Raw genomic sequence first — 15,961 nt, 5'->3', positions numbered from 1 at the left:
TGGAAGCGTTTCACCCCAGATGATGCAAAAAGCACGAGACAAACTGCGGGAACTGCGCGCCCTCCACGACGACGGGCTGCTCAGCGAGCAGGAATTTGAACGCCGCAAGAACGCCATCCTCGACGCCGAGTACGCGCCGCCCGGCGCCACGCCCGCGCCGCTGCCCGTACGCCAGGGCACGGAGCTGGGCTTCATGACGGGCCAGGAAATCGGTCCGCAAAACCGCCGCTACCGGCTCGAACGGCTGATCGGCACGGGCGGCATGGGCCAGGTGTGGCAAGCCACGGACCTGGCCACGCACGCGGAACTGGGCAGCAGCGAAATGGTGGCGCTGAAGATCTTGCCGCCGCAGCTGACGCAAAGCGCCACGCATGCCAAGCTGCTGATCGAGGAAGCCACGCAGGCGCGCAAGCTCGCGCATGAAAACATCGTGCGCGTCTACGAGTGGGCGCAGGACCCGGCCACGGCCAGCTATTTCATCATCATGGAATGCCTCGACGGCGAAGATCTCGAGCATTACCTGGGGCGCCAGGGCGCGCTGCCCCTGTCCACGGTGCAGGAACTGCTGCAGCCGGTGGCCGAGGCCCTGTCGTACGCGTGGGAAAAGCACAAGCTGGTGCACCGCGACATCAAGCCGGGCAATGTCTTCCTGACGGCGAAAGGCGACATCAAACTGCTCGATTATGGCATCGCCTCGCGCGTGCGCAATGCGGGCAGCAGCCTGGCGCTGGAAACGCCGAATGCGGGCACGCACGGTTATCGCGCGCCGGAGTCGGGCACGCACCAGCGCCAGCCCAGCCCGCGCCTGGACGTGTATGCGGTGGCCGTGATGATCTACCAGATGCTGGAAGGGCGCATGCCGTTCGACGACGCGCGCAGCGCCAGCCATCTGCCGTCGGCGCCGCAGGCGCTCAACGCGCAACAGTGGCAAGTGCTGCAGAACGGTTTTTCCCTGACGGCGGAATTGCGGCCCCAATCGGTGCAGGCCTTGCTGGAAGGGCTCGAGCGCGCGGCCGGCCCGTCGCCCGAAGAACTGGCGGAACAGGCGCGCCAGCAGCAGGCGCGCGCGGCGCAGCAGCAGAAGGAAGCGGCGCTGGCTGCCGAGCAGGCCCGCGAAGCGGCGCTGAAAGAGGCGCGCGTGCGCCAGGAAGAGCTGGACCAGCGGCGCAAGGCGGAAATCCAGGCGGCTGCGCTGGAAAAGCAGCGACAGGACAAGCTGCGCCGGGAACAGGAAGCGCAGCGCCATTTCGAAGCGGAAGAGGCGCGCAAACTGCGCAAGGAAGCGCTGCGGGGCCAGTTGCGCGCGCGCCGCGAAGCCGATGCCGCCACGGCCTTGCAGGAACACCAGGAATTGCAGCGCAAGGCCATCGTTGCCAAGGCGGAGGCGGCCTACCGCGCCGAGCAGGAACGGGCACGCCGCGAAGAGGCCAGCCGCGCCGCGGCGCTGCAGCAGCCAGCGCCGGCTGCGGCAGCGGCACCGGCAGCGGTGGCCATCGAGGAGCCGGTGGCCAATGCCGAAGGCATCCTGCGCGACGATTACCTCGACGGTTCGGGCCAGGGCCCGGAACTGGTGCTTATTCCCAGCGGTCGCTTCCAGATGGGCGCGCACGAGACGGAACACAAGGCTGCCATCCAGGCCGGTTCGCAACAGGCGTGGCTGGAGCGCGAGACGCCGCAGCACTGGGTCGGCATCGAGCGCCCGTTCGCCTTGGCGCGCCATCCCGTCAGCGTGGGCGAATGGCGGGCCTTCGTGCAGGCGACGCAATGGGCGGGCGGTTCGGAAACGGACTGGGACAATCCCGGCTTCGTGCAGAACGACCAGCATCCGGTGGTGGGCGTGAGCTGGAATGACGCGCAGCTGTACCTGTCATGGCTGAGCGAGCGCACGGGCCGGCATTACCGCCTGCCCAGCGAAGCGGAGTGGGAATACGCGTGCCGCGCCGGCACGCGCACGGCCTTCAACGTGGGCGACACGATCAGCACGGAACAGGCGAACTACGACGGCCTGTATGTGTACAACGGCGGCCCGCGCGGCGTGTACCGGGGCGGCACCAGCCCGCTGGGCACCTTCGCGCCGAATCCCTGGGGCCTGTTCGACATGCATGGCAATGTGTGGGAATGGGTGCAGGACGTGGTGCACGACAATTACGAAGGCGCGCCCGTCGATGGCAGCGCCTGGGAAGAGGGTAGCGACAGCAGCCGGCGCATCCTGCGCGGCGGCTGCTGGCTGTACCACCCGCGCTACCTGCGCTCGGCGCTGCGCAACGGCTTTTCCACCGTGCTGTCGAACGATATCGTGGGCTTCCGCGTGGCGCGCACGCTCGATTAGCATATTGTCAAATCGTTCATCTTGGCGGATACTTCACGCACCTTAACCGTGCCGGAGTATCCGTGTTCAAACGCCGCTTGCTGTCCATCGTGTTCGCCTGCCTGCCCATCGCCGCCCTGGCCGGCGATCTGCCCTCCTATCCCTTCATCCATGCAACGGGCACGGCGTACAGCTTCGTCACGCCGGACCTGGGCGAGATCGACTTCGACGTCAGCGCCTTCGACCCGGCGCCGGATGTCGCCACCGCGCTGGTCCAGACGCGCATCGCGGAAATCAAGGCGCTGCTGGTGGAGCAGGGCTTGTCCGAGGCGGCCGCCGGCATCGAGGTGCGCGACGTGCGCAAGGAAATCCGCAAGGGCGCGGAACAGGACCCGGCCAACCCGCAGTACCAGATCAAGGCGAGCGTGCATATCAACGTGGCCGACCTGTCGAAATGGCCCGCCGTCATGCGTCCGCTGCTGGCCATGCCCAACCTCGATGCGTTTGCCGTCACCTTCGGCGCCACGCAGCGCATCCGCCTGGAAGAGGAGCTGATGGGCGAAGCCGTCAAGGATGCGCAGCGCAAGGCCGATGCCATGGCGCGCGGCTTCGGCAAGCGCGCGGGCGCCGTGGCCGGGATCTCGTCTGACCAGCTGAAAAACCTGGGCAATGCGGTGGGCCTGGTGCCATCGGACCGCTACAATCGCGCGAATAGCCGCCAGCGGCAAAATCCCGACGACATGCTGACGGTCACCAGCCTCAAAATGGCGCAGACGGTCGACGCCCTGTTCCGTATCAAATGACCAGATAGCCGGGGAGCAGGCTGCGCAAAGCGGGCAAACGGTGTAAATTGTGGCTTTCCAAACGCACCAAGGAACGCCATGACCATCAAAGCCATCCGCGACCAGTCGCAACCCATGCGCCATATCGTGCACGTGCGCGATCACATCATTTCCGCCGACGCCTCGGTGGAGGAGGGCGGCGGCGATGCCGGCCCGTCGCCGCACGACCTGTACGACGCGGCCCTGTCGGCCTGCAAGGCGCTCACGGTGGTCTGGTACGCCAGGCACAAGGGCATTCCCCTCGAACACGTGGAAGTGAGCACGGAGCGCGATGCCAGCGAAGAGCGCAAGGGCGTGTACCGCCTGGCCGCCACCCTGCACCTGACGGGCGACCTGACGGATGCGCAGCGCCAGGAATTGCTGTCCGCCGCCGGCAAATGCCCGCTGCACAAATTGATGACGGCCGTCACCACCGAAGTGACGACGGTGCTGGCATGAGCGCGGCCATCCTGAAAAGCCACGAAAAGGACCTCGGTGGCGGCTTCGTCGTGCGGCGCCTGCTGCCTTCCGCCGTCAAGCAGGCCGTCGGCCCCTTCATCTTCTTCGACCATTTCGGCCCCATCGACGTGGCGCCCGACGCCAACCACGACGTGCGCCCCCATCCGCATATCGGCCTGGCCACCGTCACCTATCTGTTCGAGGGCGCGATCGACCACCGCGACAGCATCGGTTCGTATCAGCGCATCGAACCGGGCGCCATCAACTGGATGACGGCCGGGCGCGGCATCGTGCATTCGGAACGCACGCCGCACGACCTGGCCGGCCAGCCGCACCGCACGCACGGCTTGCAGCTGTGGGCCGCGCTGCCGAAGGCGCACGAGGAAGACGAGCCGAGTTTCACGCACACGCCGCAGGCCGACATTCCCGTCGTGCCGCTCGATGGCGCCGTGGTGAAGGTCCTGATCGGCACGGCCTTTGGGCAAACCTCGCCCGTGCGCACCTACATGCAGACCGTGTACCTGGACGTGGCGCTGGAGGCAGGCAAGGAGCTGCGCCTGGACGGCTTGCCGGCGGAAGCGGCGGTTTACCCGGTCAGCGGGGAAGTGCTGGTCGACGGCGTGGCGCTGGTGCCGCACACCATGGCCTTGCTGGAGGCGGGCACCGTGCCTGTCGTGACGGCAGGCGGCGGTCCCGTGCAATTTGTCGTCATCGGCGGCGAGCCGCTGGACGGCCACCGTTTCCTGTTCTGGAATTTCGTCTCGTCCAGCAAGGAGCGCCTGTCGCAGGCGGCCGACGACTGGAGCGCCCAGCGCATGGGACAGGTGCCGGGCGAGACGGAATTCATCCCGCTGCCGAAGGCGCCCCTGCGCCCGGCAACCTAGGCGTCGTTTAGAAGCGGGCGCGCAAGGTCAGTTGCGCCTTGCGCGGCTCGCCATAGAAATTGCCCCACGCAGGCGCGCCCACCGTCTGGTAGTAGCGCTTGTCGAGCAGATTCGTCACGGACAGCGCGGCCGTCCAGTTGCGGTCGATCTGGTAGGCGGCGCGTGCGCTCCACAAGGCGTATGCGCCCTGTGCCACGGTCACGTCGCGCGTGACGCGCGAGCTCTCCGTCTGGAAGTTCACGCCGCCGCCCACGCTCCACTTCTGCAGGGCGCCGGGCAGGCGGTAGTCGCTCCACGCGCGCAGCATGTGGCGCGGCGAGTAGGTGCTGGCGAACATCACGCCCGCATTCGACGTCTGGTCCAGGTACTTGAAATTGTTCAGGGTGTAGCCGGCAAACAGCTGCCAGCCGCGCGCCACTTCGCCGCTGATCTCCGCATCGAGCCCTTCGCTGCGCACCTTGCCCGTCGAGAAATAGCATTCCGTGCCGCTGGAGCAGGTATTGACCAGGTCGAGTTCGGCGCGATTGCGCTGCTCGATGCGGAACAGCGCCAGCGACGCATTGACCTTGCCGTCGAACAGTTCCCCTTTCACGCCCGCTTCCAGGTTGCGGCCTTTCAGCGGGTCGAGCAGGGCGCCGTCCGCCGTGCGCTGATTCTGCGGCTGGAAGATGTCGGAGATGCTGGCATAGCCGGACCAGCGGGGATCGAAGGCGTAGATCACGCCGCCATATGGCGTGAGCACGCCGTTTTCGCGGTACGGGTCGATGTACACGTCGCCCGTGTCGCGGTACACGCTGCTGGACTTGTAGTTCGACACGCGCGCGCCCGCCACCACGGTGAGCGGATCGCTGACGCTGAAGCGGGCCACGCCATACGCGCCCGTCTGCGTCATGGTCGTCACGCTGGGGTCTCCCCGGTAGCTGTTTTGACGGAACCAGGCGTCGCTCGGTTCGGCCACGCCGTGGTTCGGCTGCAGCGGATTATTCGGCTGCTGCAGCAGGGCCAGATTGTAGTCGCTGTCGCTTTCCAGGCGGTTCGTGCTGATGCCGGCGCTGAAACCGTGACGCCGGCCGAAGGCGTTGAATTTGCCGTCGAGCGACAGGTCGATGCCCTTGTTGGTGCTGCCGTAGTCGAACACGCCGCCGTACATCATCATGCCGGCCAGGGTGGCGGGATTGATCGCGCCCTGGCTGAACATGTATTTCACGTCGTGCCGTTCGCGCGTGTAGTTGGCGCTGGCCTTGAGCGACCAGTCCGCGTCGAAGCGGTGCTCGAATTCGGCGAAGACGGCCGTCTGTCTGCTATTCCAGCGGTTCCAGTCGGCGCCCAGGAAGGTCGAACGGGGCAGCTTCGGATCGCTGCCATCGAGGTAACGGGGCATGCCGGAGAAAAACGGCGTCGATTTCAGCTTTTCGTAGCTGGCGCCCGTCGTCAGCTTGCTGCCCGGCGCCAGGTCGAATTCCAGCACGCCGTACAGCACGTCCGTGCGGCTGTCGGCCACGTCATAGAAATAATCGCGCTGGTCGTGCGCGGCCACGGCGCGGCCGCGGATGCTGCCCGATTCGTTCAAGGGGCCGGTGACGTCCACCTCGCCGCGCACGTCGTTCCAGCGGCCCGCGCCCAGCGCCAGCTGCACCTGCTTTTCCGCCAGCGGACGCTTGCGCACCATGTTGATGGCCGCGCCGGGCGAGCCTGTGCCCTGCAGCAGGCCCGTGGCGCCGCGCACGATTTCCACGCGGTCCAGCATGGCCGTATTGCTGGTGAAGCTGTTCGCCTGCGGGTAGTACATGGCGCGGTTCACGCCATCGAACTGGTACGTCTCCACCATGAAGCCGCGCGAATACACATAGCGCCCGCCCATGGGACTGTCGTACATGGTGATGCCGGTGGTGTTGGCCAGCACGGCGTCGATGGTGTTGAGGTTCTGGTCATCCATCTTCTGGCGCGTGACGACGCTGACGGACTGGGGAATCTCGCGCAGGGTCTGCACGCCCTTGCCGACGGTGACGGCGCGCGCCGCGTACGAGTTGCTGTGTTCACTGACGGGGTCGCGCTCCATGCTGGCGCTGACCGTCACGGGGGCCATGGTCTTTTCCACGCCGGCCGCCGAGGCGGAGGGTACGGCCGCCTGGCGCAGCACGTAGGCGCCGTTCGGCAGCTGCACGGCTTCCAGGCCGCTGCCGGCCAGCACCTGGGCAAAGCCCTGAGCGACGCCAAAGCTGCCGCGCACGCCGGGCGAGCGCAGGCCCCGCGTCTGCGCGGGGTCCGTCGACAGGCTGACGCCGGCGGCCACGGCAAAATTGTTGAGGGCGGTGGCCAGCGGGCCGGCGCCGATCGCGTAGCTTTGCGGCGCGGCCGCAGCCTGGCCTTGCGCCAGTGCGGGCGCGGCGATGAAGGCGGCGGGGGCGGCGCAAGCCATGGCGATGACGGCCAGGCGGATGGCGCGCGCGGCGGGATGGAGGACGGGGGTGGTCAATTGCATGTTCGGTCTTTCTGCTCGGAGGGATAGGAAAATGGCCTGTGAATCGGCTTCTTGACTAGGAAGCCGAAGCAGCGCAGCGAAACACCAACCCCTGGCGCAAAAAAAACGAAAAATATCAGGCGGCGCGGGCCGACACCGTGGCCCAGTAGCGCGTGAAGTACGTCACTTGCAGCCCGTGCGAGGCGCACAGGCTTTCCAGCACGGCGTCGATATCGTCGAGGCGGTAGGTGCCCGTGACGGGGCGCTGCGCCACGCCGGCGTCGCACGCCAGGCGTCCGCGCCGGTAGCGCGCCAGTTCCTGCACCAGTTGCTGCAGGGGCCAGTCGGCGGCCACCAGCATGCCGCGCAGCCAGCTGTCCTGGTGCGCGGGCATGGCTTGCGCGTTTTCGGCGCCGTTCGCCGTGAAGCGCAGCTGCTGGCCCGCTTCCACGCGGCGCACGGCGTCAAGGCGCGCCGCGCAGCGCACTTCCACCGCGTGCTCGAACACGCTGACGCTGCTGCCGCCTTGCGTGCAGCGTATGCCGAAGCGCGTGCCCAGCGCGCGGATCACGCCGTGCGGGGTCTCGACCAGGAAGGGGCGCGGGTCGGATGCCGTCGTGATCATGATCTCGCCCTGGTGCAGGCGGATGCGGCGATGGCTGGCGCTGTAATCGACGTCGGCGGCGCTGTCCGTGTTCAGCTCCATGCGCCCGCCGTCGGCCAGCGCCACGTGGCGTCGCTGGCCCGGCGCCGTGCGCAAGGACGCCGTCCAGGCTTGCCACGGCGCGGACTGCAGGCCCGCCTGGCCCAGCGCGATGCCGCCGCCGGCCGCCACCAGCAGGGCAAGTATTCTGGCGGTGGCGCGCCGGCGCTGCTGCGCCGCCTGCAGCGCGGGAAGGGCCAGCGCCGGCGGCAGCGTGCCCAGCTGGCCGTCCATGCGCTGCAGCAGGTCCCAGGCCCGTTCATGTTCGGCGCTGGCGTCGCGCCATGCTTGCAGGGCGGCCGGGTCCGCGCTGCCGCATTTGACTTCGACGTGCCAGTGGGCGGCGGCGGCCAGCACCTTGCGGGCGATGGGGGCGGAAGTGGCAAGCGTGCCGAACATCAGCCGGCCGCCAGCATCAGGCATTCCGTGTAGGCGCGCACCAGGTGTTTCTTGACCGTCGGCAGGGACACGCCGAGGCGCTGGCTGATTTCCACATAGCTCAGTTCTTCGATTTGCGCCAGCAGGAAGATGGCCCGCGTGCGCGCGCCCAGGCTGTCGAGCAGGCGGTCGATGGCGAGCAGGGTTTCGATGATGATGGCATGCGTTTCGGCCGACATGGTTGTTGGCTCGGCTTGCTGCGCCAGCGCTTCCAGGTAGGCCTGCTCCAGCGCCTGGCGCCGGTAGCGGTCGATCAGCAAGCCGCGCGCGATGGTGGCCAGGTAGCCGCGCGGTTCGCGCAGCGGTGCCGCCTCGCGCTTGCCCAGCAGGCGTAGAAAGGTGTCCTGCGCCAGGTCGGCCGCGTCGGCGCGGTTGCCCAGCTTGCCGCGCAGCCAGCCATACAGCCAGCCGTGGTGCTCGCTGTACAGGGTCTGCAGGTGGATGGCATGGGTGGGATGGACGGTGCTCACTGCGTTCTCCAGGCAAGGAAAGGGCTGGGCTGACGGAACGCAGGGTGCCGGCTGGCTGGGCTGTTTGAGAATGATACTCATTATCACATTGCCACACCGCCGGCGTCAATTGGCGTCAGCTTCCCAGGCGCCAGCGCTCCTGCCACTGTTGCAGATCCGCCCAGGCCGTCTGGAGTGCGCTGGCGGACCAGTGCAGCAGGCTGTCCAGCGCCAGCACGCTGCGCTGCCAGTGGATGCCGTCGAAAAACACATGGTCGGCGACGACGGTGGCGGCCAGCCAGGCGGCGATGATGACGATGATGTCGTGGCGGCCGCTTTTCCACCAGCGCAAGGAGTGGCGGCGGAAAATCCAGGGCACGCCCAGCGGATTGGGCCAGTCGGCCAGCAAATGCATGATGCCGCCCGCGGCAAAGCCGAACAGGGGCGGCGCCCAGAAGTGGCGCGGCAATTGCAGCCAGGTGTAGACGAGCAGGGCGATCCAGGCCAGGCCCCAGTGGGTCCATGTGCGGTGCGTGATCCATAGCCGGTGCGTGCGCGCCCACCAGGCCACTTCCAGCCAGTCCGGCGCCGTGCCGCCCAGCGCACCCATGACAAAGGCGAGCATGCTCAGCACTTGATAGGGGCCGCCGGCGCCAGCGTGCGCGACCAGGGCTGCGGCGATCACGCCGGCAGCCCAACCGGTCGCATGATGCGCTTTGTTGGAAGCCATAGGAAATGTAAAACGCCATGCGGGCGCTTTGTGAATTACAAGCAATATTAACTGGATGAATATACAGTATGTAAGGGCAGCGAGGGGTGCTATTTGCAGAATATCTGCCGATAATTTGTTAAATAATGTGTCGGGGCGGTCTGGCCAGCGAGCCCGGCAAGGGATGCCGGGCGGTCAAGTGTGTTGTGCGGCTGATAATGCAATCGGCGCAGGGCGCGCTATGCTGAAAGCAGTTCGACGTTTTGAAGAGGTATCGCCATGAAAATCCCGCGCGAATTGCAGATTCCCGCCATCGTGTTTACGCTGGAAGCGGTGTTTATCCTGGGCCTGTCGATGATTTTCCTGGTGCTCGTGCCGCGCTAGCGTCCGAAAAAAGGCCATAGCTGCGTTGCACTGCCTTGCCGTACATTCGTACTGTCTTCGGCAGCGCGCCTTGCTCTGACCATTTTTCAGACGCTAGCGGTCAGGTGGCGGGAGGCGTTGTATCAGGCAGTTTGCATGGTGCTATCGCACAGCGCCGCGCCTTCGGTGCGGATGATCCAGCATTCCGGATACGGTTCGCTGGCGAAGCGGTTGTGCCGCGCAAAGCCGCTGAGCTTGTCGAGCGCCGTGGCGGGCGCCAGGGCTGTTTCCTTGCCGGTGGCCACGTCCAGGTGCCAGAAACCGCCGTTGCGGTGAAACAGCATGGGCAGCGCGGCCGCGTTGGGGGCGGCCGCGTGGACGGCCAGCGTGGGCTGGGCTTCCGGCAGCAGCAGGTAAAAGCATTCCGCCCGCGCGCCATGGTCGATGCGGTGCAAAATGACGCCGTGCGCGAAGATGGCCGTGACGCTGAGCACGACGATGCCCTTGATGCTGGCCGACAATTCGATGCGCATGCCCAGGCGCAGGGCCACGGGCTTGTGCTTGCCGGGCCACACGCCGTCGAGCAGCAAGCCATAGCGCGACACGTCCTCGATTTCAAAGCCTTGCTGGCTGCGCCGGATGATGGCGTGGCGGCCCGACAGGCGGCGCGTCAAGCCGTTGTTGTCCTGGCCGTCGGGACTGAAATGGCTGAGCAGCACATCGGCTTCCGGGTCCACCAATTCGAAGCGGCCCAGCATGCATTCTTCCAGCGCGAACAGGCGGATCTGGCGCTGTTCGCCCGCTTCCGGCGCCGCATTGACGAGACACGCAGCCTGGCTCGGGTGCGGATGGCAGTGGCTGGCGGCGGGCAGGTCGACTTCGATCAGTTCCTCGTCCCAGGCGATGGTGGTGAAACCCATGTCGATCTTGCCTTGCGGCGCAGACAGATCCACGTGGGCGATGCCGGCATTGCGCGCCGTCACGTCGAGGTTGCAGCCATCGCCGCCCGTGACGCGGGCAATCGAGGCGTCGTCGGCCATCACGCGCACATTTTTGTGCGTGCTGAGGAAGATTTGGTGGATTTCCGTCAGGGTGGCGTCGCGGCGCGGCACCAGGATGACGAAAGTGCATACCCATTTCTGCGCCACGGCACCGTCCACGTGGCTGTGTACTTCCACCTCGATCTGGTATTGCCCGTGTTCCTTGTTGCGTGAGGAAAACTCAACAAACACGGGCCGCCAGTCGCCCCGCGTGGTGCGCACGAAATCATGCTGCACTTGCCCGCGGGGAATCAGGTCCGAGCGCAGGCGCAAGGTCAGCTGCGGCGCGCAAGCGGCGCTCATGCCGCGCAATTCCATTTTCAGGGTTTGCCGTCCGCCTGCCGCACGGGGATCGAAGCCGCTGATGTGCAGGTGGGCTTGCACGGGCTGGTAAGCTGGCGGAACCGCTGGCGGGGCCGCGGGCGTAAACAGGGGCGCGGCGGCGGCCGGCATGGAGACGGATGGACGCGGCGCACCGGCCGGCGCCGCATTGCCGGCATGGGGCGCGGGGCCGGTCACCGCTGGAATGACGGCATCGGAATTGACAGGGTCATGTGCAGGGGCGTGCGGAAGCGCCGTTGCCGAGGGCTCGGAACGGGCGCTGCGCAGTGCGGTCAACAGGTCGTAGCTGCTGGGAGCAGTCGTCGCTTGCGGGTGGTTGCCCGCACAGACTGTATCCCCAGGCAAGACCCAGAACGTACAGTGCGGGTGCTCCGGGTTGCTGCATTTTTTCATGACATTCTGACTCGAATCGAGCGGGGGCATTTTGCCCTCTGTTATACATGAGAGCTTACGCGCTTTTGCGCCCGCTTGGCAACTTTCACGGTGCCGGAATCCACTCTTTTTGCCCAAATTCATGTCCCTGGTCACACCCTGTCATACATGCCATGGAAACCATTGCTCAAAAACACATTTTATGTCTTTCTGGATATGTTATTTTGATATTGCCTGAAACAGGTTTTCCAGCCACGCGCGTGGACGCCGGCTGTGCATGGTGACATTCGCGACAAGAACTGGAAGGCGTTTTGTATTATGCTGGCACAGCCGTTACCCTGATGCCGCCTGACTTCGAAAGACGACCATGCCTGCCCAACGCCCGCGTCAGCTTGCCATCGCCTATGGCGCCACCTTGTGCGTATTCCTGGCCCTCGATGCCCTGTGGCTGGCGGTGCTGATGAAGCCCGTGTATGCCGCAGCGCTGGGGCCGCTGCTGGCGGAATCGCCCCGCTGGGCGCCGGCCGCGCTGTTTTACCTGCTGTACGTGGCGGGGCTGCTGGTCTTTGCCATTCTGCCTGGCTTGCGCGCGCGCCGCGGCCGCACGGCGGCAGCGCTGGGCGCACTGCTGGGGCTGCTGGCCTACGGCACCTATGACTTGAGCAACTATGCGACCTTGCGGGACTGGCCGCTGACCTTGACGCTGATCGACATGGGCTGGGGCGCCGTGCTGTCGGCCGTGTCGGCGGCGGCCGGCTACCTGGCCGCCAGGTAAGGCCAGGCTAACGAGTGCGAAGGTGATTGGGGACTTATCCGCCCGGGACCGTGAATGCCGCGTCAAAGCGCAGCACCAGCATGGTGATGTTGTCACTGTGCAAGCCTTTTGGCGGCTGGGACAGGAAATCGTCGAACAGGGCGCTGACGGCCTGTGCTGCGGTCTTGCCGGCACATAAGGCGGGCCAGCGGCCCGTGAGGGCCAGCGGATCGTCGCAGGCCCAGAAGCCGTCGCTGGCCAGCAGATAGTGGGCGCCGGGTCGCACGCGCAGCACGCGGCGGTCGGCCAGATGGGCGAGGAAGGGCGGCAAGGTGGCCGCATCGAGGCCGCGCAGGGGTTTGTCGAGTTGCAGGCTGTCGCCGATGGCGTTGCCTAAAATAAATGCCTGCGAGATTTGCGGGTGGTGCTGGCCGTGCACGGCGGCGCGCCAGCGCGCCTCGTCGAGCGCACCGCGCATGGCGTACACGGTGGCCGGCACGTGGTCGACGGTGAGGACGCTGGCCACGCCGTCGGCAATTTCATACAGGCGCGAATCGCCCACGTGATACAGCAGCGGCGCTTCGCCGGGCGGCACTTCCAGCAAGGTCAGGGTGGTGCCGGGCGGACGCGCCTGGGCTGGCGCGGCCTTGGCGAAACTGTCCTGCAGCCGCGTGTGCAACTCGTCGAGGCTGGCTGCCAGGCTGGCCGCATCGAGGCAGGCGGGCATGGCCAGCAAGCCTTGCACGGCTGCTTCCGCCGCCTCGCGCCCGTGGCCGTGGCCGCCCATGCCGTCGAGCACGGCAGCGCGCACATGGCCGGGCGGCCAGCCCGGCACCTGGCAGTGGAACGGCATTTGCCGCGACAGGCAGACGGCATGGCCGCTGGCATCGATCAGCAGGAAGTTATCCTGGTTTTCGCGCCGCGGCAGCGGGCCGGCGCCCACGCTGGTGCCGGCGGCAGCATCGAGCCAGGGGCCGAAGTCGAGCTCGTCTTTGATTAAATGCATCGGTTGGTGCGGTCCAGGCGGCCAGCAATGTTGATCATAGGACACAGCTTAGCCGATATTGTGCGTGTGCGATACCTTGCCTATCTAACAAAAAAACCTGCGGCAGCAGGCTGGCGCAGGTTTTTCAGGAGGCGGGGCGACGCTTAGCGGCGATGGCCCCAGCCGTGGCCACGGTCGTGGTCATAATAGTCGCGGCGACCATGGTCGCGGTAGTAGCCGCGGCCCGGCTGCACGTAGATGACAGCCGGCGGGCCGTAGTAGCGCGGTGGCGGCGCGTAATACACGGGCTGCGGCGCCGGCGCGTAGTACACGGGCTGCGGCGCAGGCGCATAATAGGTTTCGCGGTAACCGCCGCGATAGCCGCCACGGTCGTAATAACGGTCATTCGTATTGATGCTGTTGCCGACGGCAGCGCCGATAACGCCACCGACGATTGCGCCGTTACGGCCGCCGGTGCTGTTGCCAATGGCCGCTCCGACGACAGCGCCTGCAACGGTATTGAAGTCGCGGTCACCGGCGACTGCGGCCGAAGACACAGCCACTGCCGCTACCATTACCGCACCCAGGAGTTTCTTGTTCAACATGGCATTTCCTTCCATTCCGGCGAGATCACAATGATCTGCATGGACTGGACTATATCTGCTGCCGCCAGCTTGTTCCACGTCTAATACAACTTATTACAATCCTGCCCGGGCGGTAACAAGTCAGCGCAGGCGCGCCTGCCATTCGGGGCGTAATAAGCTGTACATTTTGACATCGCGCATGACGCCGTTGATGAAAAAGGCCTGGCGCATCAGGCCTTCCTCGGTAAAGCCGTTCTTTTGCGCGATGCGCTCGGAACCGACGTTCTGCGGATCCATCAGCAGCTCGAGCCGGTGATACGGATAGGCTTTGAACAGGTAGTCGACCACCAGGCGCGTCGCTTCGCTGATGTAGCCTTGCCCGTCGCGCTGCCGGTCGAACAGCCGGTAGCCGATCTCGCGCGAGGCCGGGGTGCGGCTCTTGAAATGCGTGATCGTGCCGATGATGTGCTGGGCCTTGTCTTCGATGAGGAACAATTCGCTGTCCTCGGTGACAAAGCCCGATTGCAGGAAGTCGCGCCGCATGGCTTCGGGCGACTTGAATTGCATGGAGAAGAACTCGCCGCGCGAGGGCAGGTCGTTGACGAGGGACAGATAGGTATTCAGGTCGGCGGCCTGCAAATGCCGGATGGTACAGAGAGTTCCCTTGAGCATGGCGGTATCCGGTAACGATCACGATCTGCATGGTAATCGACTCTGGCCGAAACAGGCAATCGATCCCGTAAAAGTTGCTGCAATGACAGAATAAATACGCTATCGTAGAAAGCCGCGCCTTGCCCCTGGCCACGGCGTACCCGCTTCGACCTTGTTGACTGGAATTGAAACACATGAATATCGTCTTGACTGGCGCGCCGCTGCGCCGTTTGTCCTTCGCCCTTGCCTGCGCCATCAGCGCCAACGCCTTTGCCGCCGCGCCGGGCAATGCGCCGCAAGCGCTGGCCCAGGTGCGCGACACGGCACTGCAAAGCGACTGGGCATATGCGCGCCTGGCCGACATGACGGATCTGATCGGCCCGCGCCTGTCCGGCTCCGCCGGCGCCGCTGCCGCCGTGCAGCAGGTGGCCGACACCATGCGCCAGCTGGGCGCCAAGGTTACCCTGCAGCCCGTGAAAGTGCCGCACTGGGTGCGCGGCGTGGAAACGGCGGAAATCGTCGACTATGCGGGCCGTCCGCAGGGCGTGTCGCAGCGCGTGGTGCTCACGGCCCTGGGCGGCTCGGGCGCGACGCCGGCCGCCGGCCTGACGGCGCCCCTGATCATCGTCAAGAGCGTGGAAGAGCTGAAGGCGCGCGCGGCGGAAGTGAAGGGCGCCATCGTGCTGATCGACACGCCATTCGACCAGGAGATGGCCGAGCGCGGCCTGGCCGGCGTGACCTACGGCCAGGGTTCGCGCGCGCGCTTCCTCGGGCCCAAGGCGGCGGCCGACCTGGGTGCGGCGGCCGCGCTGGTGCGCTCGGTGGGCGGCGCCGATTTCCGCATCCCGCACGCGGGCGCCACGGGACTTGATGACAGCAAGCGCATACCCGCCGCCGCCGTCACCGTGGAAGACGCCTTGCTGATGGGCCGCCTGGCCGCGCGCGGCCCGATGAAGCTGCACCTGACCCTGACGCCGCAAAACCTGCCCGAGGCGGACAGCTACAACGTGATTGCCGACTGGCCGGGCACGGACAAGGCCGACGAAGTGGTGGTGGTCTCCGGCCACCTCGATTCCTGGGACCTGGCGACGGGCGCGCATGACGATGGCGCCGGCGTGGTGGCGGCCATGGGCGTGCTGGAAACCCTGAAAAAACTCGACTACCGTCCCCGCCGCACCATCCGCGTGATCGCCTGGATGAACGAGGAAAACGGCGGCCGCGGCGGCCAGGCGTATTTCGAGGCCCACAAGCAGGCGCTGGGCAAGCAGTATGCGGCCATCGAGATGGATAGCGGCGCCGGCCGCCCGTTCGGCATCCTCGCCAGCGTGGGAGCGAAGTCGGAAAAACTGTTTGCGCCGCTGCGCGCGGCCCTGCAGCCGATGGGCGCGCACGCGTTCACGCGCCGCGACGCGCTGGGCACGGGCGACTTGCACCGGCTGGAAACGGCCGGCGTGCCCAGCTTCGAGCCGCTGGTCGACAGCCACAGCTACTTCCACTACCACCACACGCCGGCCGACACGCTGGACAAGGTCGACCCGGAAAACCTGAAGCGCAACGTGGCGCTGATGTCGTCGCTGGCCTGGTTCCTGGCCAATATCGACGGCGAGATCGGCCGCGCGCCGGAGCAGGGCGAGTAAG

At 66.3% G+C, this 15,961-nt stretch carries 14 protein-coding genes; 6 read left to right on the top strand and 8 right to left on the bottom strand.

Annotated features, from left to right (window positions below):
* The first annotated feature begins 19 nt into the window (after nucleotides 1–19).
* From VPH41_RS13725 to VPH41_RS13710, 4 genes are all read left to right on the top strand, one after another.
* Nucleotides 20–2,329, top strand: a complete 2,310-nt coding sequence (locus VPH41_RS13725) for an SUMF1/EgtB/PvdO family nonheme iron enzyme (RefSeq protein WP_328570438.1) — start codon at nucleotides 20–22, stop codon at nucleotides 2,327–2,329.
* Nucleotides 2,330–2,391: 62 nt separating this feature from the next.
* Nucleotides 2,392–3,111, top strand: a complete 720-nt coding sequence (locus VPH41_RS13720) for an SIMPL domain-containing protein (protein WP_328570437.1) — start codon at nucleotides 2,392–2,394, stop codon at nucleotides 3,109–3,111.
* Between the two features lie 78 nt (nucleotides 3,112–3,189).
* Nucleotides 3,190–3,588, top strand: coding sequence for an OsmC family protein (locus VPH41_RS13715; protein ID WP_152257922.1), 399 nt, complete (start codon nucleotides 3,190–3,192; stop codon nucleotides 3,586–3,588).
* Entirely contained in the window at nucleotides 3,585–4,472 is an 888-nt protein-coding gene (locus VPH41_RS13710; RefSeq protein WP_328570436.1) for a pirin family protein, read from the top strand. Before VPH41_RS13715 ends, VPH41_RS13710 begins: the two co-directional genes overlap by 4 nt.
* A gap of 7 nt (nucleotides 4,473–4,479) precedes the next feature.
* Here VPH41_RS13710 and VPH41_RS13705 read toward each other — a convergent pair whose 3' ends face one another.
* The 5 genes from VPH41_RS13705 to VPH41_RS13685 form a co-directional block, all read right to left on the bottom strand.
* The gene (locus VPH41_RS13705; protein ID WP_328570435.1) at nucleotides 4,480–6,954 is read right to left on the bottom strand and encodes a TonB-dependent siderophore receptor; all 2,475 of its coding nucleotides are present in this window, start codon (nucleotides 6,952–6,954) and stop codon (nucleotides 4,480–4,482) included.
* 115 nt (nucleotides 6,955–7,069) lie between these two features.
* On the bottom strand, nucleotides 7,070–8,035 hold the full coding sequence (locus VPH41_RS13700; RefSeq protein ID WP_328570434.1) for a FecR domain-containing protein: 966 nt from the start codon (nucleotides 8,033–8,035) through the stop codon (nucleotides 7,070–7,072).
* Nucleotides 8,035–8,544 (bottom strand): sigma-70 family RNA polymerase sigma factor, encoded by a 510-nt coding sequence (locus VPH41_RS13695; RefSeq protein WP_226941430.1) that lies wholly within the window; start codon nucleotides 8,542–8,544, stop codon nucleotides 8,035–8,037. The genes VPH41_RS13700 and VPH41_RS13695 overlap by 1 nt, the downstream gene beginning before the upstream one ends.
* Before the next feature lie 115 nt (nucleotides 8,545–8,659).
* Nucleotides 8,660–9,253: a metal-dependent hydrolase gene (locus VPH41_RS13690; RefSeq protein WP_328570433.1), complete on the bottom strand. Its 594-nt coding sequence runs from the start codon at nucleotides 9,251–9,253 to the stop codon at nucleotides 8,660–8,662.
* Between the two features lie 485 nt (nucleotides 9,254–9,738).
* Entirely contained in the window at nucleotides 9,739–11,370 is a 1,632-nt protein-coding gene (locus VPH41_RS13685; RefSeq protein WP_328570432.1) for an FHA domain-containing protein, read from the bottom strand.
* Nucleotides 11,371–11,716: 346 nt separating this feature from the next.
* On the opposite strand from VPH41_RS13685, the gene VPH41_RS13680 reads away from it, so the two are divergent.
* Nucleotides 11,717–12,124 carry a DUF2177 family protein gene (locus VPH41_RS13680; RefSeq protein ID WP_152283455.1) on the top strand — a complete coding sequence of 136 codons (408 nt, stop codon included), beginning with the start codon at nucleotides 11,717–11,719 and terminating at the stop codon, nucleotides 12,122–12,124.
* 34 nt (nucleotides 12,125–12,158) lie between these two features.
* On the opposite strand, the gene VPH41_RS13675 is transcribed toward VPH41_RS13680, so the two are convergent.
* The 3 genes from VPH41_RS13675 to VPH41_RS13665 form a co-directional block, all read right to left on the bottom strand.
* A complete protein-coding gene (locus VPH41_RS13675; RefSeq protein ID WP_328570431.1) occupies nucleotides 12,159–13,109 on the bottom strand; it encodes a PP2C family protein-serine/threonine phosphatase in 951 nt (316 codons plus the stop codon).
* A 143-nt stretch (nucleotides 13,110–13,252) separates the two neighbouring features.
* Nucleotides 13,253–13,693, bottom strand: coding sequence for a glycine zipper 2TM domain-containing protein (locus VPH41_RS13670; RefSeq protein WP_152283457.1), 441 nt, complete (start codon nucleotides 13,691–13,693; stop codon nucleotides 13,253–13,255).
* Between the two features lie 120 nt (nucleotides 13,694–13,813).
* Nucleotides 13,814–14,344, bottom strand: a complete 531-nt coding sequence (locus VPH41_RS13665; protein ID WP_328570430.1) for a GNAT family N-acetyltransferase — start codon at nucleotides 14,342–14,344, stop codon at nucleotides 13,814–13,816.
* A gap of 173 nt (nucleotides 14,345–14,517) precedes the next feature.
* Here VPH41_RS13665 and VPH41_RS13660 point away from each other — a divergent pair, with 173 nt between their 5' ends.
* Nucleotides 14,518–15,960 (top strand): M20/M25/M40 family metallo-hydrolase, encoded by a 1,443-nt coding sequence (locus tag VPH41_RS13660; protein ID WP_328570429.1) that lies wholly within the window; start codon nucleotides 14,518–14,520, stop codon nucleotides 15,958–15,960.
* Nucleotide 15,961: the final 1 nt, after the last annotated feature.

This window comes from Janthinobacterium sp. P210006, from assembly GCF_036231885.1.
GTDB lineage: Bacteria > Pseudomonadota > Gammaproteobacteria > Burkholderiales > Burkholderiaceae_D > Janthinobacterium > Janthinobacterium violaceinigrum.
The sequence above is the reverse complement of the archived record's forward strand: the minus strand, read 5'-3'. Positions and strand labels throughout refer to the sequence as shown.

Bases quoted from the DNA above. Each gene is read 5' to 3' on its own strand.
- VPH41_RS13680 (WP_152283455.1), top strand. From the start codon at position 11,717: ATGCCTGCCCAACGCCCGCGTCAGCTTGCCATCGCCTATGGCGCCACC.
- VPH41_RS13665 (WP_328570430.1), bottom strand. From the start codon at position 14,344: ATGCTCAAGGGAACTCTCTGTACCATCCGGCATTTGCAGGCCGCCGAC.
- VPH41_RS13705 (WP_328570435.1), bottom strand. From the start codon at position 6,954: ATGCAATTGACCACCCCCGTCCTCCATCCCGCCGCGCGCGCCATCCGC.
- VPH41_RS13690 (WP_328570433.1), bottom strand. From the start codon at position 9,253: ATGGCTTCCAACAAAGCGCATCATGCGACCGGTTGGGCTGCCGGCGTG.
- VPH41_RS13670 (WP_152283457.1), bottom strand. From the start codon at position 13,693: ATGTTGAACAAGAAACTCCTGGGTGCGGTAATGGTAGCGGCAGTGGCT.
- VPH41_RS13700 (WP_328570434.1), bottom strand. From the start codon at position 8,035: ATGTTCGGCACGCTTGCCACTTCCGCCCCCATCGCCCGCAAGGTGCTG.
- VPH41_RS13715 (WP_152257922.1), top strand. From the start codon at position 3,190: ATGACCATCAAAGCCATCCGCGACCAGTCGCAACCCATGCGCCATATC.
- VPH41_RS13725 (WP_328570438.1), top strand. From the start codon at position 20: ATGATGCAAAAAGCACGAGACAAACTGCGGGAACTGCGCGCCCTCCAC.
- VPH41_RS13675 (WP_328570431.1), bottom strand. From the start codon at position 13,109: ATGCATTTAATCAAAGACGAGCTCGACTTCGGCCCCTGGCTCGATGCT.
- VPH41_RS13710 (WP_328570436.1), top strand. From the start codon at position 3,585: ATGAGCGCGGCCATCCTGAAAAGCCACGAAAAGGACCTCGGTGGCGGC.
- VPH41_RS13685 (WP_328570432.1), bottom strand. From the start codon at position 11,370: ATGAAAAAATGCAGCAACCCGGAGCACCCGCACTGTACGTTCTGGGTC.
- VPH41_RS13660 (WP_328570429.1), top strand. From the start codon at position 14,518: ATGAATATCGTCTTGACTGGCGCGCCGCTGCGCCGTTTGTCCTTCGCC.